General features: G+C 58.2%; 19 protein-coding genes. 8 read left to right on the plus strand and 11 right to left on the minus strand.

Going from position 1 to position 19973, the window contains the following annotated elements; genetic code table 11:
• The first annotated feature begins 47 nt into the window (after positions 1-47).
• Positions 48-674: a hypothetical protein gene (locus O2597_RS09030; protein WP_269524128.1), complete on the plus strand. Its 627-nt coding sequence runs from the start codon at positions 48-50 to the stop codon at positions 672-674.
• 67 nt (positions 675-741) lie between these two features.
• A complete protein-coding gene (locus O2597_RS09035; protein ID WP_269524130.1) occupies positions 742-2196 on the plus strand; it encodes a DUF4139 domain-containing protein in 1455 nt (484 codons plus the stop codon).
• A gap of 45 nt (positions 2197-2241) precedes the next feature.
• Here O2597_RS09035 and truA read toward each other — a convergent pair whose 3' ends face one another.
• Positions 2242-3045 carry a tRNA pseudouridine(38-40) synthase TruA gene (gene truA, locus O2597_RS09040; protein WP_269524132.1) on the minus strand — a complete coding sequence of 268 codons (804 nt, stop codon included), beginning with the start codon at positions 3043-3045 and terminating at the stop codon, positions 2242-2244.
• Between the two features lie 91 nt (positions 3046-3136).
• Between truA and O2597_RS09045 the strand changes: the two genes are divergently transcribed.
• Both O2597_RS09045 and O2597_RS09050 read left to right on the plus strand, forming a co-directional pair.
• Complete coding sequence (locus tag O2597_RS09045) at positions 3137-3886, plus strand: sulfite exporter TauE/SafE family protein (RefSeq protein ID WP_269524134.1); 750 nt, start codon at positions 3137-3139, stop codon at positions 3884-3886.
• A gap of 11 nt (positions 3887-3897) precedes the next feature.
• Positions 3898-4488: a crossover junction endodeoxyribonuclease RuvC gene (locus O2597_RS09050; protein ID WP_269524136.1), complete on the plus strand. Its 591-nt coding sequence runs from the start codon at positions 3898-3900 to the stop codon at positions 4486-4488.
• Here O2597_RS09050 and O2597_RS09055 read toward each other — a convergent pair.
• Positions 4463-4834 carry a potassium channel family protein gene (locus O2597_RS09055; protein WP_269524137.1) on the minus strand — a complete coding sequence of 124 codons (372 nt, stop codon included), beginning with the start codon at positions 4832-4834 and terminating at the stop codon, positions 4463-4465. The genes O2597_RS09050 and O2597_RS09055 overlap by 26 nt on opposite strands.
• A 149-nt stretch (positions 4835-4983) precedes the next feature.
• Here O2597_RS09055 and O2597_RS09060 point away from each other — a divergent pair, with 149 nt between their 5' ends.
• On the plus strand, positions 4984-5772 hold the full coding sequence (locus O2597_RS09060; protein WP_269524139.1) for a sensor histidine kinase: 789 nt from the start codon (positions 4984-4986) through the stop codon (positions 5770-5772).
• Here O2597_RS09060 and O2597_RS09065 read toward each other — a convergent pair.
• Positions 5769-7808: an HAD family hydrolase gene (locus O2597_RS09065; RefSeq protein WP_269524141.1), complete on the minus strand. Its 2040-nt coding sequence runs from the start codon at positions 7806-7808 to the stop codon at positions 5769-5771. The genes O2597_RS09060 and O2597_RS09065 overlap by 4 nt on opposite strands.
• 164 nt (positions 7809-7972) lie before the next feature.
• Here O2597_RS09065 and O2597_RS09070 point away from each other — a divergent pair, with 164 nt between their 5' ends.
• Entirely contained in the window at positions 7973-8683 is a 711-nt protein-coding gene (locus tag O2597_RS09070; protein WP_269524143.1) for an SDR family NAD(P)-dependent oxidoreductase, read from the plus strand.
• A gap of 12 nt (positions 8684-8695) precedes the next feature.
• Here O2597_RS09070 and O2597_RS09075 read toward each other — a convergent pair whose 3' ends face one another.
• The 5 genes from O2597_RS09075 to tyrS all read right to left on the minus strand — a co-directional run bounded on the left by O2597_RS09075 (position 8696) and on the right by tyrS (position 14358).
• On the minus strand, positions 8696-10657 hold the full coding sequence (locus O2597_RS09075) for a peptidoglycan D,D-transpeptidase FtsI family protein (RefSeq protein ID WP_269524145.1): 1962 nt from the start codon (positions 10655-10657) through the stop codon (positions 8696-8698).
• A 22-nt stretch (positions 10658-10679) separates the two neighbouring features.
• A complete protein-coding gene (locus O2597_RS09080; RefSeq protein WP_269524146.1) occupies positions 10680-11210 on the minus strand; it encodes a hypothetical protein in 531 nt (176 codons plus the stop codon).
• On the minus strand, positions 11200-12051 hold the full coding sequence (gene mreC, locus O2597_RS09085; RefSeq protein ID WP_269524148.1) for a rod shape-determining protein MreC: 852 nt from the start codon (positions 12049-12051) through the stop codon (positions 11200-11202). The genes O2597_RS09080 and mreC overlap by 11 nt, the downstream gene beginning before the upstream one ends.
• Positions 12052-12060: 9 nt before the next feature.
• Complete coding sequence (locus tag O2597_RS09090) at positions 12061-13083, minus strand: rod shape-determining protein (protein ID WP_269524150.1); 1023 nt, start codon at positions 13081-13083, stop codon at positions 12061-12063.
• A 93-nt stretch (positions 13084-13176) separates the two neighbouring features.
• Positions 13177-14358, minus strand: a complete 1182-nt coding sequence (tyrS, locus tag O2597_RS09095; protein ID WP_269524152.1) for a tyrosine--tRNA ligase — start codon at positions 14356-14358, stop codon at positions 13177-13179.
• 361 nt (positions 14359-14719) lie between these two features.
• Here tyrS and O2597_RS09100 point away from each other — a divergent pair, with 361 nt between their 5' ends.
• A complete protein-coding gene (locus tag O2597_RS09100) occupies positions 14720-15451 on the plus strand; it encodes a hypothetical protein (protein WP_269524154.1) in 732 nt (243 codons plus the stop codon).
• Positions 15452-15463: 12 nt separating this feature from the next.
• On the opposite strand, the gene O2597_RS09105 is transcribed toward O2597_RS09100, so the two are convergent.
• Positions 15464-16549 (minus strand): adenylyltransferase/cytidyltransferase family protein, encoded by a 1086-nt coding sequence (locus tag O2597_RS09105; RefSeq protein ID WP_269524156.1) that lies wholly within the window; start codon positions 16547-16549, stop codon positions 15464-15466.
• Between the two features lie 168 nt (positions 16550-16717).
• Between O2597_RS09105 and O2597_RS09110 the strand changes: the two genes are divergently transcribed.
• Positions 16718-17791 (plus strand): SGNH/GDSL hydrolase family protein, encoded by a 1074-nt coding sequence (locus O2597_RS09110; protein ID WP_269524158.1) that lies wholly within the window; start codon positions 16718-16720, stop codon positions 17789-17791.
• A 6-nt stretch (positions 17792-17797) separates the two neighbouring features.
• Here the strand turns inward: O2597_RS09110 and rlmB are convergent, their stop codons facing one another.
• Both rlmB and O2597_RS09120 read right to left on the minus strand, forming a co-directional pair.
• Entirely contained in the window at positions 17798-18364 is a 567-nt protein-coding gene (rlmB, locus tag O2597_RS09115) for a 23S rRNA (guanosine(2251)-2'-O)-methyltransferase RlmB (RefSeq protein ID WP_269524160.1), read from the minus strand.
• Positions 18365-18420: 56 nt separating this feature from the next.
• A complete protein-coding gene (locus tag O2597_RS09120; RefSeq protein ID WP_269524162.1) occupies positions 18421-19875 on the minus strand; it encodes an aminotransferase-like domain-containing protein in 1455 nt (484 codons plus the stop codon).
• Positions 19876-19973: the final 98 nt, after the last annotated feature.

The following is a 19973-nucleotide window of genomic DNA, read 5'->3' on the forward strand; positions in this document are numbered from 1 at the left end:
GGTGGAAAGAACTCGCCAGAGGCGGCGGGTCGCGGCAAGCCTAGGGCATGTATTTTGAGATTGGCTTTGTCCTCGTGCTGGCATTCGCGCTGGCCTACCTCTTCTGGACGTTGGTGCGTAAGGCTTCGGTCAAGATCCAGGCGCAATTCGAGCAGCTTTCCGAGGCGTATGGCTTGGAGCTGAATATTCCGGCGCCTCAGTTGCTCGGCATGATCCGTCCCGAGCCTTCGGTCTTCGGGAGCCACCGCGGGCGTGAGTTGTCCATTTCCGTGCCGGGCCGCGGCCTGCAAAATACCCGGCAAATCGAAACTGTGCTGAAGGTCGAGTTGCGGGATAAGGCGCTTGCCGCCCAATTCGCTCCCGCCGGTCTGCTCAGTGGGCTGAGCCAGCGGGACAGCAAGGGAAAACCCCGTTGGAAAAGCGGCGATACGGCCTTTGATGCCGCCGTGGATGTGCGCACGGATATGGGTCCGCGTGTCGCCAGTCTTTTAAACGAGGAGCGGCGGGCCTGGATCTTCCGGCAGGTGAAGGAAGCCAAGGCCAACCTGTATTTTGGAGGGGGCGTTCTGAGCTATACCGAACTGGGCTTGATGGCGGACGACGCGCGTCGCGAGCGCTTCGAGTCGGCCATCGCGTTTTTCTGTGACTTGGCGGATACGATTGAAGGGAAATAACGGTCTACGTTTGCCAGAAATTTCTATTTCTTTCTAATAAAGGGACCGCATGGCGCGTTATCCCTTTATGAAGCCTACACTATTCCCCTGCCTGGCTGCCTGTCTGTTGACCGGCGTTGTTTCGGCCCAGACCGCGATCACGGTCTACAATGACAACTTCGGGGTCGTGCGCGACAGCGTGCCGCTCCGGCTCGACCAAGGCATCACCGAGACCAGCTACAGCGGGGTGACTGCCCAGTTGGAGCCCGAATCGGTGGTCTTGCGAGATCCGAGCGGCCAGGTGGCCCTCAGCGTGGTGGAACAGAGCTATCGCGGTGATCCGGTCGACCAGATGAAACTGCTCCAGATGTTCGAGGGGGAGACGATCGATTTCCTCAAAGGCGAGGCTGTGGTAAAGGGAAAGATCGTCCGTGCGCCCGCCCAGGTCATGGCCAAGAACCAGTATGGCAACCAGTACCAGAAGATGCTGGAGCCGATCATTGAAGTCGACGGCAAGCTGCAGACCAGCCTGCCGGGGACGCCGCTCTTTCCCAGTCTTGGGGATGACTCGGTCCTGCAACCGACCCTGTCCTGGAAATTGCACAGTCCGGAGCAAGCGGCTTTGGATGCACAGCTGAGCTACCTGACCTATGGCATGAGCTGGAAGGCGGACTACAACCTGGTTTTGCCGGAGGAGGGTGATGATTTGAGTCTGACCGGCTGGGTTTCGATCGAGAACAATACCGGCAAGACCTTCGAAGAGGCGAAGATCAAGCTCATCGCCGGTGATGTGAACAAGGTCGAGGAGGTGGGGGCGTCTGTCCGCAGCCGGCCGGCTCTGGCCTTTGCGATGGATGTCGCCGAAAAGGCGCCGCAAGTGGCGGAAAAGAAGTTCGACGAGTTCCACATGTATACCTTGCCGTTGCCCACGACGCTGCGTGACCGCGAGACCAAGCAGGTGGAGTTTGTGCGGGCCGAGGGGGTGAAGTCGAAGAAGCTCTACGTGTATGACGGCGCCAATATTCCCAACAACTGGCGTTATTATGGCGGAGTGAACCAGAATCAGAGCTATGGCCAGAATGATAAGCCGGATGTGGCCATTTACCGCGAGTTCAAGAATTCCGAGGAAAACAATCTGGGCGTGCCGCTTCCGGCCGGCCGTACCCGATTTTACCGGATGGACGATGACGGGCAGTTGGAATTTACCGGTGAAAACACCATCGATCACACGCCGAAGAACGAAACCATCCGCGTCTATCTCGGCAATGCCTTCGATTTGGTTGGTGAGCGGACCCGCACCAACTTCTATCGTCATCCCAGCCAAGACCTCATCCGCGAGAGCTTTGAGATCGAAGTCCGCAACCGCAGTGAGGAGCCGGTGACCGTACAGGTGGTCGAGCATCTGTACCGTTGGTCCAACTGGGAGATTCAGAATCCGTCACATCGCTTTGATAAGAAGGATGCCCAGACGATCGAGTTTACGGCTACGGTCGAGCCCGATGGGAGCCAAACCATTACCTACACGGTCGAATACACTTGGTAAGGCGCGAGATCATTCTTTCGAGGCGCTGTCGCCGCAGTCAGGTGGCTATTCATAAAAGACCCGGTCCAGGCAAAGTCCCTGGGCCGGTGCGGTGACGATCCGGTGGGTGCGTTGCCTGGATTCGAGGATTCTGGTGATGTCCTCCGGGGTGAGCCGGCCGCGACCGACCCAGTAGAGCGCACCGGCCAGACTCCGCACCATGCGGTAGAGGTAACCGCTGCCTTCGGTGACCAGCGTGATGTGCCTGCCTTTGCGGCTCAGGTCGAGTCGATGGATGGTTTTTACGGGATTGGGGTCGTTGTCTTTGCCGTGAGTGGCTCCGTAGGCGGTAAAATCGTGTGTGCCGACGAGTCGTTCGGCGGCGTCGAGCATGGCTTCCCAGCGCATGGGGACATCGCGGCAGGCCCATAGGTAGCGTTGTTCCAGCGGATTGGCGCGTCCGAGATAGTAGCGATAGCTGTAGCGTTTGCCCACGGCCGAGTGGCGGGCATGGAAGTCGTCTGGGACCTGAGCGGCCGATTCGATCCGGATGGTCACCGGTAGAATGGAGTGGAGCGCACGCAGTAATTTATCGGGCGGGTGGGGCCAGTCGGCATCGAAATGGAAGCATTGCCCCCGCGCATGCACGCCGGCATCCGTTCGGCCACTGCCCTGGATGAGCACTTGGCGGTCAAAGATGCGGCTGAGAGCGGCTTCGAGGTGGTTTTGCACGCTGCCGCCGGACGGTTGCCGCTGCCAGCCGTCAAAGTCGGTGCCGTCATAAGAGGTGATACATTTCCAACGCACGGATGGACTTATGCCGCCTTTGACGGCGTTGTGAAGTGTGAACTGCACAGTTTCGAGGGGCACATGAGTTCGTGAAAGCGTTGTCTTAAGGCTTGGCATCTGGAGCGAGTCGCCAAGGCTGCCAGCGGAATGGCGATGGAGGGCTCTATGGGGAATGAATGATTTGGAACTTTGGCAGTACGGATTAATCGCACTGGGTGCGCTTTTTGTCGGCATGGGCAAAGGGGGGCTGCCAGGGGTGGGCAATCTCACTGTCGTGCTCATGGCGCTCGCTTTGCCGCCGAAGGCTTCGGTTGGCGTCCTGCTCCCGATCCTGCTCTCGGCCGACATCGTCGCCGTGTTGGTCTACCGCCGTCATGCGCTGTGGCCCTACATCCTGCGTTTGGCCCCTTGGACGGTGGTGGGCATTGTGATCGGCTACTTCGTATTCGGCTGGATTGACGATGCACAGGTACGGGTCCTGATCGGCGGCGTGCTTTTGAGCATGACCGTGATTCATTTCTTGCGGAAATGGCTGCGCCGGCACAGCGAGGAAGAGGACAAGCTGCCGCATCATCCGGTCTTTGTGGCATCGACCGGTATCGTGGGCGGCTTCGCCACCATGGTGGCCAATGCGGCCGGCCCGGTGGCGGCCTTGTATTTCATCGCTTCGGGACTGCCCAAGTATGCCTACATCGGCACCTCCGCATGGTTTTTCCTGCTGGTCAACTGCTTCAAGGTGCCATTCATGATGCACTTGGGCATCATCAACGCGGAATCCTTCCGGATGAGTGCGAGCTTCATGCTCTTTTCGGTGGCGGGTGCCTTTCTTGCACGATACCTCGTGCGCTTTATCAACCAGAAGCTTTTCGAGATTTTGATCTGGGTCTTTATTGTCATTGGCGGCATGAAGCTCATTCTCTAGCGGCGACTCCCATGCCTCGGAAATCCTCACGTAAACTATGGGCCGAATATGTGGCCCGCGGCGGTACCCCCGCCAGCCGCCCGGCGACCGCACCCGTCCTGGCGAAGGCCAGCTTCAGCGGGGTCGTCATGGGGATCGATCCCAGCTTGCGGGGCACCGGCTTTGCGGTCATCGACTACCGATCCAGTCAGGAGATCCGGGTGCTGGAATCGGTGACACTCAAGTTGAAACAGGCCCTCTCGCAGATCGAATGCCTGGGGGCGATCGCCCACCAAGTGGAGGATTTCATCGACCAGCACCAGATCCGTCATGTGGCGATCGAAGAGACGATATACGTGCAGAACTTCCAGACCGCGCAGATTCTGGGCATGGCCCGGGGGGCGGCCATTGCCTGTGCCGCAATGCGGGGACTGCCGGTATATGAGTATGCTCCGCTACGGATCAAGCAGGCGGTGGCCGGCACCGGACGTGCCAGCAAGGAACAAGTGGCCCGCACGCTCCGCCAATTAACCGGCACCGATTTCGGTATGCGTTTTGATGAGTCGGATGCCGCAGCCGTGGCGCTCTGCCATGCCTTTACCTGTCGGCTTCCGGCAGATTGATGCGCTGCTCAATGGCCTGCATCCCTTCTTGGTCGATATGTTTTTTAAATGCGATCGAGGCGGATTGAACCGAGACTGCGACAAGGATGCCGGTCATGAGCAAGCCCAGCACGGCGATCAGGATCGACAAGATTCTGGAGAGGCGCCTTTGCGGCCGGTAATCACCATATCCCACGGTCAGGGCTGTGATGAAGGCCCAATAGAGTGCATCGCCCCGCGACCAGCATTCGATTTTACCCACGATCATCCCAAGGACGCAGATGCACACCGTGAAGGCGAGCAGGAGCGGGGAAATGAGGCAGGTAACGAGAAAGAAGAGATGGAGGAATGTGAAGGTGAAATCCATTAAGATGGCGCTCGATTGCTAATGGCTGCGGCGTTCGTTCTAGCTTCAGGACATGGATATCTGCAATCAGGTCAAGCAGATCACTGCGGCCTGCAATTCAATGATCCGGGATCGACAAGGTAGGTCATTCGGATAAACTCGTATCTACAATGCCCCAGTCTGATGATTCCGATGCAAATCTGGCCAAGCACGGCGTGGAACACCCCTTTGGGAGCCCGACCGACGAAGAGATTCGTCTTCAGGCCCTGAACCATAGCAAGGACCGCTTGCTGTCGATTGTCGGTCACGACTTGCGCACCGCGATCGGCGGGGTGGTCACTTTGGTGAGCCTTCTGGATAAGCGATTGGACCAGGGGGATGTGGAAGACGCCAAGCGTCTTAGCGGCCTGATTCGCCGATCGGCCCACGATGCCGATGATCTCTTAAGGGATCTGGTTGCGTGGACCCGAAGCTCGGGGCAGGAATTGAAATTCCGTATGGAGCGGATTGAGATCACGCAGCTGATCGAAACCGAAATGGAACGTCTCGAAAGCATGGCCGCGCGTAAGAACCAGAAGATCCGGCTGGAAGCCTACGATAGCGGCTTGATTCGTGCCGATCCATACATGTTGCAGGCGATCTTCCGGAACCTGCTCTCCAATGCTTTGAAATATTCGCATCAGGGAGGCGTTGTGACGGTCCGGATCTATCGCCAGCCCGGACTTTGGGAGTTTCAAGTGTGCGACAAGGGGGTCGGCATGAGCCCGGAAGTGCAGGCTTTATTACTCAAGATCGACGACCGTAAAAAGCAGAGCGGTACTTCAGGCGAGGTCGGGTCCGGTTTCGGACTGATGCTCTGTGAGGACTTCGTACAGCGGCACGGGGGCCATCTTACCTGGGAATCGGCTCCGGGGGAGGGAACCACAATTTCCTTCACCATTCCGGAACTGCTGGGCTAGGTCCGGCGGCGGGTGCACAGAAGCTTGACCCGGCGGCGCATCGAATCCCTCCACTCCTCGAAGCGAGTCGACGGGCAGATCTGGCGGATGACTTTTCGGATCTGTCGCCGCGGATCGAGGGACAGGAGGCACTTGCTTGGCAGGCCGCTTCGGTTATAGCTGCCGTCAAACCATTGCGTCATCCACCCGCGGCTCGGCTCGGAGGCAAATATGTAACGCAGTGCCATTGTGAAGGTAAAGGCGGGGGCCATCGGTCGCAGACGTGTTTCTTCCTGGTTGCCACTGTAGAGCAGATCGCCGAGCGAGGTGGCGATGAAGGGATCCGCATCCTTCAGTTTTTCGACGAGGATCGGAGTGATTCCCATGTAGGTGGGCTCCATTTCCGGATGCTCCTGCAACCAGCCGGTCAGGATTGTACTGAATCGCTGGATACCCTCGGCATAGCTTTCGACGCACCAAGCTTTCTGGTCCTGCGCCGGCGCCTTTAAGACAGGCTGGTAGCGGCCGTCGGCATCCTGGCTATACTTGATCGTGGTTCCGTGCGGGCACTGCAGCAGCAGCTCAAACACCGGGCCGATGCCGGCCTTGGTGGAAGGATACATGCAGTAGGGGATCTTACGGTTTTCCGGGTAGGTCTTCCGGCTATAGTGGGTGACTGCAAAATAGTAGGAGGTGATGGCAATGTTGGGCATTGCACTCTGCAGGATGGTGAACATGGCGTCCTGCAGGGTCCCTTTCCAGCCGATATCGACACAGCCGATCCGCCCGCCATCCAGTAATCCCTCCTGCCGGAAATAAGCCAGTACCAGCTCACGCTCCGTAGCAGCCTTGGACTCGATCAGGTGGCGGAAGTCTTCGTTTTTCAGGATGGCGTCCTTGATGGCATGGACTTGTCCGGGTTCCATCTGCTGCTTCGGGCCTTGTGAGCGGAGTTCGCCAGCCAGTTTCGGATCCAGCTGTGATAGCAGTTCTTCCGGTTCGGTTCGCAGGCGTTTGCCCAAGAGCTCGAGGGTCATGACATTGTCCATTTCCTGAAAGCTCAGGCTTAGGTTTTCCTCAGTCAGGCGTAGAAGCGAGGCAAAGTAGGTAGACTGCCGGGAGACATAGAGGTAGCGGACGTCGATCTCCAGCTGCAGTTTGTCCACCAGAATATCGGCGATCAGCTTCATCAGGTAGCCATCCCGGGCGAGGAAATACACACGCCGGATGCCTTCGTGTTGAGCCTTCTGCAGCAGTTCATGGACAAAGCCGAAAAACAAGGGCCCGGTGAATACGGCACCGAGGTGGTAGGAGGGCGGCTGGGTGCCGGCCTGAAGGCGGCATTGCCGGCTGACTCCGGCATGGAGCTGCAGGAACTGGTTTGAGCTTTCGCGGAGATAGGCCTTCTCCAGCGGGTTCAATTCGGCTTCGCGATAGTGGGTGAACGGCACCCCGTACCGCTTGGCCATGAGGCAATCCGAGCGGAAGTTATCTCCGGTGTGATGGAGCTGTTTGGGGGAAAGTTGTTCTTCCTTGAGGGCCAATTCGTAGAGCGAGCCGTCCGCTTTGGTGACCCGCAATTCAGAGGAGAGATAGAGTGGCAGTTCCATCAATCGGGGCTCTATCTTTGTGAGGATTTGCTCGATCACCTGTTTACTCAGGTACATGTCGGACATGAGGATTACCTTCAGCCCCCGGTCGTGTAGCGCCAGGGCCCGCTCGATCTGTGTGGGGATGCCATAGCAGAGCTCCACCTCGACCGACTCCTCCAGAGCCTGTAAGCTCTTCAGGTGCGAGGCTTGAAGCTCGTGGTAGCGCTTTCCCATCGCCCGGTAGATCTCATCGAGTGTGACTTCCGGGTGCGGATGCTTTTCATCCGTCATGGCCAGCTTTTGGGCTTCGATCCGGATGTGGAAGAATTCTTGAACGATCCTGTCTGGAATCTCCGGAATCTGGCCTCGCCTGAGTTCCGCGCGCATCATACTGAACACTCCCCGATCCGTGGCAACGGCACGTGCGATCAGGGTGTCGAAGATGTCAAAGGAGTAGGCCTGCATGCTTGGTTAAAAGGAGAGTCTATCCTGTCGATGGTGCGGGATTCCCGCCTTGGTCCTATTTAAAATGTGCGATCGGAGCTGACATCAAGCAAGACCGGATTTGGCGATGCCTGCGAGCGGTGGCTTGGGTTGCCATGGGCCTGAATCTTTGTCACTTATAAGCCATGTCTCGGAATATTTTCATTACAGGAGTCAGTTCAGGTCTGGGCCATGGCTTGGCTAAGGTGTACTTGGAGATGGGAGCGCAGGTTTGGGGCTGTAGCCGCCGGGCTCCGGCAGGCCTGATTGCGCAAGGCTTACACTTTACCTCGGTGAATCTGGCGGATGCCACTGCGGCGGAGCCCGTGCTCGGGCAGTTTATCGAGGGAGTGACTCATTTTGATCAGGTGATTCTCAATGCCGGAAAGCTTGGGCAGATCCGCGACATGAAAGCGACCCCGCTGGACGACATCCGTGAGACCATGGAGGTCAATGTGTTTGCCAATAAATGGCTTCTGGATCTGTTGTTCGAGCGTGTGCCGGCAATCGCCCAAGTGGTGGCCATCTCATCCGGGGCGTCCCAATCCGGCAGCCGTGGCTGGAATGGCTACAGTCTTTCCAAGGCCGCGCTGAACATGCTGGTCAAGTTGTATGCCGGCGAGCATCCGGAAGCACATTTTACGGCCTTGGCTCCGGGCTTGGTCGATACGGCGATGCAGGATTACCTTACGGCCCAGCCGACGGATGAGCGCTATGAAACGCTGGAGCGGTTGAAGGCAGCCAAAGGCACGGCAGATATGCCGGACGGTGAGACCTGTGCCCGAAAGCTGATCGAGGCCTTTCCGCGATTACGGGAACTGCCGAGCGGCAGTTACGCGGATATCCGCAAATTATAGACTGTTGCGTTTTTAACGTTCCGCGGTCGGAAAGCCGGCGCGCTCGGGGTACTTCTCGATGAACTTGAGAAAGAGGTCTTTGGCGACGGGGCCTGCGGTCGAGCCACCGTGGTAGCTTTGATCCTCCTTGGTGCCTTGGACCATGACGGCGACCGCGATTTGCGGATTCTCAATCGGGGCAAAGCCGACGAACCAGGCGAGGTTGACCTCTTTCCCGTGGGCCCTGAAGTCCGCGGTCCCGGTTTTTCCGCCGATGCGGAATCCGTCGATCTTAACCAGACGCCCGGTTCCGTCAGGGCCCACGACCCGTTCCATGCCTTCCCAAAGCATTTTCTTCTGCAGCGGCGTAAGGCCGATGGGCTCGCCTCCGTGATTGACCTGCATGGCTTCTTCGCGTGAGAGCGCCAGCATGGTCGGCTTGGTTCGGGTTTCGCTCCGTGCGATGGATGCGATGGCGGTGGCCATCTGGAGGGGTGTGACCAAGAGGAAACCTTGACCGATGGCGGTGTTTGCGGTGTCGCCCGGAACCCATCCGACGCCGATCCGTTCACGCTTCCATTCCTTGGTGGGGACCACCAGGCGGCTCGTTTCAAAGGGAATTTGGATGCCGGTCTTTTCGTCCAAACCGAATCGCTTGGCTTCGGAGCTGAGGACATCGATGCCCATGCGAAGGCCTTCCGCATAGAAGAAAACATTACAGCTCTTTTCGATTGCGGTACTTAGGTCGACGAGTCCGTGCCCATAGCGGGCATTGCAGCGGAAGACCCGGTTGCCCACGCGATAGACTCCCTGGCAATCGTGCTCGGTGTGCTGGTCGATGGTATCGGCACGCATGCCGGCGATGGAGCTGATCAGCTTGAAGGTGGAGCCGGGAGGGTAGGAAAGTTGGTGGGCCCGGTTGAGCCAGCCTCCGGCTTCGTTGATTTCGTCAAAGGTCTCGCGTGGAATGAAGGGACTCAGCCGGTTCAGGTCGTAAGAGGGGTGACTGGCGATGGTGAGGACCTCGCCGGTTTGAATGTCCAGTGCGACCACCGCGCCGGTACGTTCACCCAGTGCGGTTTCGGCCGCCATCTGCAGGTCGATGTCGATACTGGTAATCAGGTCCTGCCCTTGTTTCGGGGGAAGCATCTCGAGACGCGTATCTTGGAAGCCGAGCGGGTCGACCCGCCAGATTTCCATGCCCGTACTGCCGGAGAGCCGGTCATCGAACCAGTGTTCCAAGCCTGTCTTGCCGCGTTTGGTCTTGAAGGTGAAGGTTTTGATCCCGTCGTTCGGTATTTCGTCGGCCTCAGGGTAAACTTCCTGGACATAGCCTAGGGTATGTGCTGCCAGTTTCCCATAGGGGTAATAGCGCGCGGTATCTGTGTGGATTCGGATGGGGGAGTGTGGCGGTACCGGGATCTGCTCGACCAGGCGGGCATATTGATCGGGTGTCAGGTCTTCCACCAGCGGCAAGGGGAGCAGTAGCTGCTCATTGAAGTGCCGCATGATTTTCGTGCGTGTGATGCTGTCGTCACGGCCGGTGACCTGATTGATGAGATCAATATAGTGCTGAATGACAGACTCGCGCGCGACCCACTGCAGCTCGTTGTAGTTGGGGTGTGGCGGGCTGGCCGGGCGTTCCGCTTCGGGCGTGCTCTCGTATTCCTCGCTGAGCCGCTCGCGTTCCGCCCGGATGATGGTGGAATAGGCTTTCCGGAACTCTGGTCGAAGGTCATCCAAATAAACGACGGCCGAATAATGGGGGCGGTTGCCGACGAGCAGGTTTCCATTCCGGTCGTAGATATCACCGCGCGGCCCTGGCATGAGGATACGGCGTTCCGTCTGTTGACGTTCTATGGCCTCGTATTCCTTGCGGGCGACCAATTGACGCCAGCCCAGGCCGATGAGCAGGACGAGGCTCGCCCCCAGAGTGATCCAGAGGAAAAACAGTACGCGCGGGTTTTCCCGGCTTTGCACGTCATACTGATCCATTTACCGCTACGGTTTGCAATTCCTAGACAAAGGGAAGGTCCTCCGGTTCTGGATCCACTCGACAAATTTCAAAAAGCAGGCGTTCCACGTTGAAGAACCAGGGTGCGATGAAGAGCAGAGCGAGGTGGGAAAGCAACGAGGTGGTCAGGAGTTGTATCCAGAAGCCGATAAACGCAAGCTGGTCGCCTGACATTGCCACCGTAATCAGGACAATACAGATAAAGTTAATCGCGTGGGCGAGCAGGATCAAATGGTAGTTATGTTCGGTTCTGAAGCGGACACGGGTCATCAACAGGAAGGTTCCGATACAAAGGAAGCTGATAGTAAAGAGTCCGAAGGGCGTGGGCAGGGCGGCATCCACCCAAAGTCCGGTGAGGGAGGCGCAGATCATGAAATTATTGCGATGCAGATAGAGCGCCGGGATGACGATCATGGGCCCGAGGAGCACCAGGTGGAGCGACCATGCCGCCAGGCTCGAGTTGACCAGTTGTGTCAGGTAGAAGAGGAGCGTGTTCGCTCCACAGAGGATGAGGATGCGCGGGTCAAAGAGCATCGTCTTCCAGTTCCAGGGGGGTGAGCGGGATGAGGATCGCGACCTCGTGGAGGCTGAGCAACCGTGGGTCCAGCTGGACCGCACCGGCTTGAAAGATCCCGGTGATGCCCGGTTCCAGCCATGGCACACTGCCGATGGTCAGGCCCGGAGGAAAGGTGCCGCCGAGCCCCGTGGAGACAAGTCTGAGCGGCACTTGTGAATTGGCGACCAGATCCTGAGGTGCGTCCTGCACTTCGCCGAAGGGCTGTCCGAAGCCGCTTTGGCCGCGGCCTTGGTAGACGACCGGGCGGTCATCGCCTTCGAAGGTGGCGGCCATGCGGAAATTCGGGCTGGTTAGGAGCTCGACGCGGCTGGTGAATGCGTTGACTTCGACGACGCGGCCCACCACGCCGCCGGAAAAGATAACGGCGGCTCCCTCGGGAATGTCGTAATCGCGTCCCTTGCGGATGGTGACCTGCTGCCACCAGGCGTTGAGGTCGCGGCGGATCACACGCGCTACCTCGTAGCGGAACTCCCGTCGGCTGGGCAGATTGAGTACGCCTTCGAGTCGCGTGACTTCCGCTTCGAGGGTCTCGTTGCGCTGTGCCAGCAACTGATAGAATGCCTTCTGACGTGCCAGTTCCTGCCCGGCTTCGATGAGTTCGATCTTGGAGTGGCTGCGTCGTGCCCAAAAGCCTTCCAGGTCGTCCAAGTAGGAGCTGGCCACCCAGGCCGGCGCCTGGAACTCATTGAAGCTGATTCGTAGAAAGGACTTGAAGAAGGTCGGCAGGAGCCACCATGCGAGGAGAAACACGCCGAGCGCGACCAGTGGTTTCCACTTATCGAGGCGTATGCTCGCCACGGTCGGGGATTAGTTTTTCGGGGTTCCGGTGAGGTCTTTCAAGAGAAAGGCCAGATCCTGCAAGACCATGCCGGTGCCGTTGGCTACGGCGCTGAGCGGATCGTCTGCAATAATAACGGGAAGCCCGGTGGCATCGCTGAGCTGTTGGTCGAGGCCGCGGATCATGGCGCCGCCGCCGGCCAGCACGAAGCCGCGGTCAACCAGGTCAGCGGATAGTTCCGGTGGGCAACGTTCCAGCGCATTGCGGACCAGTTCGGTGATCGATGCAATGGTGTCTGTGAGGGCTTCGCGGATTTCCTGGGAGGTGATCGTGATGGTCTTGGGCAGACCGGCCACCGAGTCACGGCCCCTGACTTCCATGGAAACTTCCTCCTCGAGCGGGAAGGCGGAACCGATCTTGATCTTGATTTCTTCCGAAGTGCGCTCACCAATCATCAGGTTGTAGGCGCGCTTCATGTAGTTCACGATCGCGGTATCAATTTCATCACCTCCGACGCGGATACTTTTGGTGTAGACCACACCGGCGAGGGAAATAATTGCGACTTCGGTGGTACCCCCGCCGATGTCCACGATCATGTTGGCTGCGGGTTCATCGATCGGCAGGCCTACGCCGATGGCGGCGGCCATCGGTTCTTCGATCAGCACGACGTCGCGGGCGCCGGCACGGATGGCGGAGTCTTTCACGGCCCGGCGTTCCACCTCGGTAATGCCCGAAGGAACGGCGACGACGATGCGCGGAGCGACGAAGGTCTTGCGGCGATTCACCTTGTTGATGAAATAACGCAGCATCGCCTCGGTAATTTCAAAGTCGGCGATGACCCCGTCCTTCATCGGGCGGATGGCCGTGATATTACCCGGGGTGCGGCCCAGCATCTTCTTTGCTTCCGCTCCCACGGCACAGACTTTCTTGGTCGAGCTATAGATCGCCACCACGCTGGGTTCGCGCAGCACGATACCCTTGTCTTTGGCGAATACGAGCGTGTTCGCCGTGCCCAAGTCGATGCCTATGTCGTTGGAGAGTAGTCCCAGCACGTGTGTCGTTTAAATGGTCTTTGCGGTGAAGTCCGGTTCTGGGACCGAGTTTTTCTATGAAAGGAATTGAAAGTCAAATAATTACCACAAGTCCTAGCCGACCAGTTTGAAGAATACGCGTTTTCCGGCTTGGAAAATCTGGTCTTCGTCGGAGGGACTGATTGGGCGGTTCGGATCGGTTTGCTTTTCTCCGTTGAGTTTCACCCCGCCCTGTTGGATCAAGCGGCGGATCGCGCCCTTGCTTTCAAAGAGTTCGGACTGGGCCATCACCTCAACCAGTGCGGCGTTTTCCGCATCTCCCAGAAGATCGTTCCAGGTGAAGGTCGGCATATCGTCAGGCAGTTGGTTGCGCGAGAAGACCTGCTCGAACTGCTCCAGTTCGTGCTTGGCGGCTTTCATCGAGTGGAATTGCCCGACGAGGGAGGACGCCAGGTTCTTCTTTGCCTGCATCGGATGTCCGGCCTTGAGCTTCGCGATTTGATCGTCCTTGGACTCCAGCAGGAGCTTGTAGTAGTCCCACATGGTGTCGTCACTGATCGACATGATCTTGCCGAACATCTCCTTGGGCGTGTCGGTAAAGGCAATGTAGTTGTCCGCGCTCTTGGACATCTTCTTGACCCCGTCGAGGCCGACGAGCAGCGGCATCGTGATGACGGCTTGCTCCTGCTTGCCCGCATCTTTTTGCAGGGCGCGGCCGACGAGCATGTTGAAGAGCTGGTCGGTGCCGCCGATTTCAACGTCGGCATTCAGCACCAGGGAATCGTAGCCTTGAATCAATGGGTAGAGAAACTCAATGATGGAAATCGGGGCGTTGGATGCGTAGCGCTTGGCAAAGTCGTCGCGCTCCAGCATTCGGGCCACCGTCATCTTCCGCGCGAGCTTGAGGCAGTCTTCAAAGCCCATCTCGCTGAACCACTCGCTGTTGAAGTGAACAACGGTCTTTTCCTCATCGAGAATCTTGAAGGCCTGGTCCAGATAGGTCTTCGCGTTTTCCTTGATTTCTTCCTTGGTCAGGACCGGGCGTGTGGAGGAGCGGCCGGAGGGATCTCCGATCAGGGTCGTGAAGTCCCCGATGATGAGAACGGCCTGGTGCCCGAGGTCCTGAAACTGGCGTAGTTTGTTGAACACGACGAGGTGACCGAAGGTCAGGTCCGGACGAGTGGGGTCGACCCCCAGCTTGACGCGGAGCGGTCGGCTGCCGTGGAGGCGGTCCTCCAGTTCGGCGTCGCCGATGATCGTGTCGGTATTGGTGCGAATTGTATCGATCAGGCTCATGTCAGAAAACGTGAAACCCTCTAAACTGGACCGCTCTGCGTAGTCGTAAAGGAAAATCCGAGCGGAAAGGCCCCCGGATTCCTTCCCGTCTCGCAGATATGAGCGGGTTGGTCGATTTTGTACAGGCCATGGGGTTCGCCTGTCTTTTTCGCAGAGAAATCTCCCTAAAATCACTGAGGGGTGAGCTCTAGGTCCGATGGAAAGAGGGGCTAAACTTGTAGCAGGCTATGCAAGCCAGCGTTTGTTGGCATTGGCTATGCTAAAAAATTGTAAACCTGTCGATTGTGCTCGTCGCCGGGTTTTATTCGCCATGATCCGGCTCTTTACAGTTCTTACATGCGGGCATTGGTTCGCCGCAGCAATGGCATCCGGAGCAGTTCTCCTGCTCGAACTGGATTCCGTTTTTGACAGTGACAAGGTGGTGTTGGCGGGGGAGACCCCTTGGCTACGTGTTCAAGCCATGGATGTGGTGGAGGTGGAGACCGATACCGTTGAGCTTCTCTTTCATGCCACCGGCTTGACCGGCAACGAGTTTATCAGCGAGTGGTATCTGAATCTCAACCCGGACCTGGATCCCACCGCCTTGGAATTCGATCTCGTGGAATCGTCCTTTTTTGCACCGGAAGCGCTTTCCCCTGTGGGAGTCTCGACCGGCTACAGCACCCTGAAGGCAAATGGAAACGGGTATTTCGATATCGAGTTCAGCTTTGAAACGGCTGCGACGGATGCCCGTTTTATGAACGGGGACTATATTGTCTATGAAGTGAGCCTGCCGGGGGGGAGCTTGAGTGCGGCGGATTTCGATTTTTACAGCACTCAGAGCATGGGCTCGGATGCGAACATCGGCGCGATGACGAATCCGCAGGGCACGGTTATCAAGGAGTTTTTTGCCACTGGGGCGCATGTCCAGTCCGTGGCGTCAGGGGAGATGATCACCTCCACTTGGGTCGGGGATGCTGACGGTACGATCGTATTAACTGAGCCGTACTTGATTCCTGAAGTCTCCCAGGTCTGGTTCGTCGGCCTAGTCGGCGGCTTGGCCCTAATCCTGAAATGTCGTGCTGTCCGGCACGCACGTTCTGCCTGGCGCTGATGGTTGGATCAGTTAGCGAATTGTGATGTAGGGCTCGATTGGGCGGTTATTGTTGCCTCGAGCCACAAACTGGTCGCGTGCTTCCGGTTCGGCAAAGAGATAAAGTGCATACCCGCCCCAGCCGCCGCCACAGTATTTGCAGGCTAAAGCGCCATCTGCTTGAGGAAGCTCGCGCATGCCTTCACCGAGTTGTGCCTGATGGCTCAACCGGATCGCTTCACCGAGGACTCGCACATTTCCCTCGATGACCGCCTCTTTCGCGACATGCCCCGCTTTCTCTATCAGGTCGAAGTCACGCAGATTGTCGACATTGCCTGGTGTGTCGTGGGGCATATCCGTGTAGTGTAGTGCCATGTGACCGTAAAGAAAGTCCCCGTTACGTTTGAAGTGGAGTACAGGCTTGTCGCCGCTTCGCCAGACGCAGACCCCGGTTTCACGGATGATGGCCGGGTCTTGCCAGCCGACGCCGAGGCTGAGTTCGCTTTCCACGCCATCGTTGCCATTGAGGAGTGACCAGGCGCCGCTGCCACCCAAGCCGGACTTTTGTTCGTAGCCCCACTTTGTGAGCGAGACCAGAGGTGAGATGGCGCAGTTCACGATGTAGGCACCCTCCCGCGCATACTTCGGTACGTCGAGCCAGCCGCCCCCGAAATCGACGCGCAAGGGCGCCTGTGCGGGGGTCCGGATATTGCGGACGATCGAACTCGTAGATACCGGGGTAAAGGCGGGGGGTGTTTTCGGCAGGATCACGTATTCGGCCCCAACCGCGTCGCAGAGCTCTCGCTTCTTGGGGCCATATTGATCATCCTCGGTCACCGCGAGAACATGCGGTTTGATCTTCAGAAAGTGATCCTTGAAATCGAGCCCCAGTTCCTGGCTTCCGCCGATGACCACCTGGTCGACCACCTCCAGGTTGCTGATGAGAGCCAACTTGTGGTCTTGCGGGAGCGATGTCCGGCGATTCTTGTGCTCCCAGAGTACCTGATCCGAAGCAAAGCAGACGGTCAGGTGGTCGCCGAGCGCTTTGGCTTCCTTGAAAAACTGGATGTGCCCCGCGTGGAGGATATCGTAGCAACCGGAGACGAATATCTTTTTCATAGTGGGGAGGGTCTCTTTGGGAGTGGTAGCGGAACTAAGACGCATCGGCTTTGGGATGACAAGTCTTATACATGAATATGTCTGCGCTTGTAAGTCTGTGTTGGTGGCATCATCGGGTCGGATCGGCTAGACATTGGTGGAGTGAGCTGATTGCCTCATGGAAGAGTTATGAAGCGATCCCTATTACTTGTCTCGTTTTGTCTGGGGGGCCTGTTGCCGGCCGCCCTTCTCACCGCTGCTTCTCAAGAGGTCGCCGCAAATGCGGATGATTTCTTGTATGAGGGGCGCACAGTTCTGCAGGATGCGGGTGTCTTGCTGACATGGCCCGGCAGCACGGTGAAATTTGCCTTTGAGGGCGGTTCCCTCGATCTGGTCCTGGATGATGAGCGTGGCGAGAATTTCTACCAGGTCATCGTGAACGGTAACGAGGCCGATGCTTTTGTCATCGATTGCGAGCCCGGCGAGCACAGTTATACAGTCCCGGCCTCCTTGTTGGCGACGGAGAACGAGGTCGTATTGTTCAAGCGGAACGAAGGTTTCCAGGGGAAGACGGTTTTCGAAGGCATCCGTATCGACGAAGCCGGGCGTCTGTTGCCGCCCCCCGCCAAGCCGGTGCGCAAGATCGAGTTTTACGGCGACTCCATTACTTGCGGAATGGGTAACCTTGCTCCCGAGGATGCCGGTGACAAGGGCATGCATGTGGAGAACAACTACATGGCATACGGTGCGATCACTGCCCGCCAGTTGGAGGCCGAATACCGTTGTATCGCAAAGAGCGGCATCGGAATCATCAAGAGTTGGTTCCCTCTGGTCATGCCGGAAATGTATGACCGGGTGACACCTTCGGATGCAGGCAGCCGTTGGGACTTCAGCCAGTGGACGCCCGATGTGGTGGTGGTGAATCTCTTTCAAAATGACAAGTGGCTCGTCGGCCGTCTTGATCCGGTGCCGACGGGGCCGGATATTATAGCCGCCTACAAGCAGTTCATTGCTTCCCTGCGTACGGTCTACCCCGAAGCTCAGATTGTGTGTGCACTCGGCTCCATGGATGCAACCGCCCCGGACAGCCAATGGCCCGGTTATATCGAAACGGCCGTTGCCGAAATGGAGGCGGAAGGCGATACCAAGCTCTCGACCTGCTTTTTCCCCTTCGACGGCTTTCGAAAGCACCCGCGGGTGAGGCACCATCAACGCAACGCGGACATCCTGAGCGCGCACATCCGTGCGATTATGGATTGGTGATGCGGCTTAGAGCCGCTGCCGTACCGCTTCGTACAGGCAGACGCCCGCTGAGACGGAGACGTTGAGGCAGTCCACCGTACCCGCCATGGGGATGCTGACCAGGCGGTCGCAGAGGTCGCCTGTCACTTTGCGGAGACCCCAGCCTTCGCTTCCCAGTACCAGTGCGGCAGGGCCGGAGAAGTCGACATCGTAGAGGGAGTCGTCGCCGCGGTCGGAGGTGCCGATTATCTGGATCCCCTGGTCGCTGAGCTTGCGCAGCAGCATACCGATATTTTTCACTTTGAGGAAGGGGATGTCGTCGGCGCCGCCACAGGAAATATCGCGGACCGTGGGGGTGATGCCGCAGGCGCCCTTGACCGGGGCAATGACCGCAGTTACACCGGCACCGGAAGCGGTGCGCAGGCAGGCGCCCAGATTGTGGGGGTCCTGCACGCCTTCCAGCACGAGAATGAGCGGGTTGTCCGTACGCTCAATCAAATCGAAGAGATCGTCTTCGTTCTCAATGTGTACCACTGCCGCCAGTTGGGAGTGACGCGGCGGCTTCTTGATCTTATGTACGGAATTGCGGCCCATAGTGGGGGTAGACTGAAAGGGAAGCTGCCGAGTGCAACGCAGAAAGGAGCCTGTGCCTATCCAATCAGTTGGACGGACGAGAGTTGTTTGACTTTGCTGCCCAGTTTGCGGATTGCACGGCGGACCTCGTCCGTGACCGGGTGGCTGCAGCTGATACGGATACGGTTCTGAATGTCCTTGGCGGGGCAAAACAGCTGCCCGGGGGCGATCGAGATGCCTTCCTTGATGGCGTAGTCATGCAAATCCAGTGCATTGACATGATCCGGCAATTGCACCCAGACCGAGCAACCGCCTTGCGGCTGACTGACGGCGGTGCCTTCCGGAAAGGACTCGAGAAGCGCTTCGAGGGTTTGCGAAACCTGCGTGGCAAAGCGTCTTCGCATGTTTCTCAGGTGGCGCTCGTAAGCCCCCGACTGCAGGTATTTGGCCAGGGCCAGCTGGGTGACGGCCGGTGTGCCGATACTGTTGATGAACTTCAAGCGTGCGACCCGGTCCTGATAGCGGCCGGCGGCGATCCAGCCGGTACGTAAGCCCGGCGCGAGACTTTTGGAAAAGGAGCTGCAATACATGACGAGCCCCTCCCGGTCGTGGGCCTTGACTGGTCGTGGACGGTCGGGGCCGAAGTGTAGGTCGCCGTAGACATCGTCCTCGATCAGGGGGGTGTCATAGCGCTTGAGTAGTTCGTACAGGGCTTTGCGCTTTGCCGGGGGCAGGCAGGCTCCGTTTGGATTGCTGAAGCTGGTGACGAGGACCAGCGCTTTAATGTCATGGGTCTGCAGCGCCTTTTCCAGATGGTCCAGATGGATCCCGTGCTCGCTGGTGCTTGGGATCAGCGCGACTTTCAGGCCGAGGCTTTCGAGGATTTCCAGCACGCCGAAATAGCAAGGCGTTTCGACTGCGATGATCTCTCCGGGCCGGGCGACTGCACGGATGGCGAGATTGAGGGCCTCGGTCGCCCCGTAGGTGACGACGATCTCGTTTGGCGGTACTTGGCAGCCATATGAACTGAGGCGCAAGGCCAGTTGCCGGGTGAATTCGGGCAGGCCTTGGTTCACGCAATAGTCGCCGAGTAATTCCGGCCTTTCGCGCACGGCTGCAGCCAACATGCGCGACAGCTTTTCATTCGGGAAAAAATCCGGAGCGGGGATGTTGCCGCCGAGCGGGATGAGTCTCGTATTGTGGACCTCTTTGTAGAATTGGGCGACCAGATCGGAGACGCCGACCGCGGTGGGGTCCAAACTACTCCGGCTGGGTCCGGGTTGACTGGCGTCGGCGATCCGACGCGCCCGTACGTAAAAGCCGGATTTCGGTTTGGCCTCCACCAGTCCGCGCGCTTCCAGCAGGGCGAAGGCCTGCATGGCGCTGCCCGGGCTAACCTGTTCCCTTCGGCAGATTTCGCGCACGGAAGGGAGCCGGTCGCCGATTTGCAGGATTCCGTTCTGAATCTGTTCGGTGAGTTCGCGTGCGATCCGCTCGTAGATGAACTCCGTGACTGTGGCTGTATCCTGCATCGTGGGACTGTAGCACAAGTCGAAGGGGAGTAACAGTTACAGATTCTGAAAAATCGACCTGCACAGATGGGAAAAGCAGGTTCTGTCACAGATAAGGT

This window comes from Coraliomargarita parva (assembly GCF_027257905.1).
GTDB classification, from domain to species: Bacteria; Verrucomicrobiota; Verrucomicrobiia; order Opitutales; family Coraliomargaritaceae; genus Coraliomargarita_A; species Coraliomargarita_A parva.

Excerpts from the sequence above, each read along its gene's own strand:
- O2597_RS09030 (WP_269524128.1), top strand. The coding sequence starts at position 48 with ATGTATTTTGAGATTGGCTTTGTCCTCGTGCTGGCATTCGCGCTGGCC.
- O2597_RS09035 (WP_269524130.1), top strand. The coding sequence starts at position 742 with ATGAAGCCTACACTATTCCCCTGCCTGGCTGCCTGTCTGTTGACCGGC.
- O2597_RS09045 (WP_269524134.1), top strand. The coding sequence starts at position 3,137 with ATGAATGATTTGGAACTTTGGCAGTACGGATTAATCGCACTGGGTGCG.
- O2597_RS09050 (WP_269524136.1), top strand. The coding sequence starts at position 3,898 with ATGCCTCGGAAATCCTCACGTAAACTATGGGCCGAATATGTGGCCCGC.
- O2597_RS09055 (WP_269524137.1), bottom strand. The coding sequence starts at position 4,834 with ATGGATTTCACCTTCACATTCCTCCATCTCTTCTTTCTCGTTACCTGC.
- O2597_RS09060 (WP_269524139.1), top strand. The coding sequence starts at position 4,984 with ATGCCCCAGTCTGATGATTCCGATGCAAATCTGGCCAAGCACGGCGTG.
- O2597_RS09065 (WP_269524141.1), bottom strand. The coding sequence starts at position 7,808 with ATGCAGGCCTACTCCTTTGACATCTTCGACACCCTGATCGCACGTGCC.
- O2597_RS09070 (WP_269524143.1), top strand. The coding sequence starts at position 7,973 with ATGTCTCGGAATATTTTCATTACAGGAGTCAGTTCAGGTCTGGGCCAT.
- O2597_RS09075 (WP_269524145.1), bottom strand. The coding sequence starts at position 10,657 with ATGGATCAGTATGACGTGCAAAGCCGGGAAAACCCGCGCGTACTGTTT.
- O2597_RS09080 (WP_269524146.1), bottom strand. The coding sequence starts at position 11,210 with ATGCTCTTTGACCCGCGCATCCTCATCCTCTGTGGAGCGAACACGCTC.
- tyrS (WP_269524152.1), bottom strand. The coding sequence starts at position 14,358 with ATGAGCCTGATCGATACAATTCGCACCAATACCGACACGATCATCGGC.
- O2597_RS09100 (WP_269524154.1), top strand. The coding sequence starts at position 14,720 with ATGGCATCCGGAGCAGTTCTCCTGCTCGAACTGGATTCCGTTTTTGAC.
- O2597_RS09105 (WP_269524156.1), bottom strand. The coding sequence starts at position 16,549 with ATGAAAAAGATATTCGTCTCCGGTTGCTACGATATCCTCCACGCGGGG.
- O2597_RS09110 (WP_269524158.1), top strand. The coding sequence starts at position 16,718 with ATGAAGCGATCCCTATTACTTGTCTCGTTTTGTCTGGGGGGCCTGTTG.
- rlmB (WP_269524160.1), bottom strand. The coding sequence starts at position 18,364 with ATGGGCCGCAATTCCGTACATAAGATCAAGAAGCCGCCGCGTCACTCC.
- O2597_RS09120 (WP_269524162.1), bottom strand. The coding sequence starts at position 19,875 with ATGCAGGATACAGCCACAGTCACGGAGTTCATCTACGAGCGGATCGCA.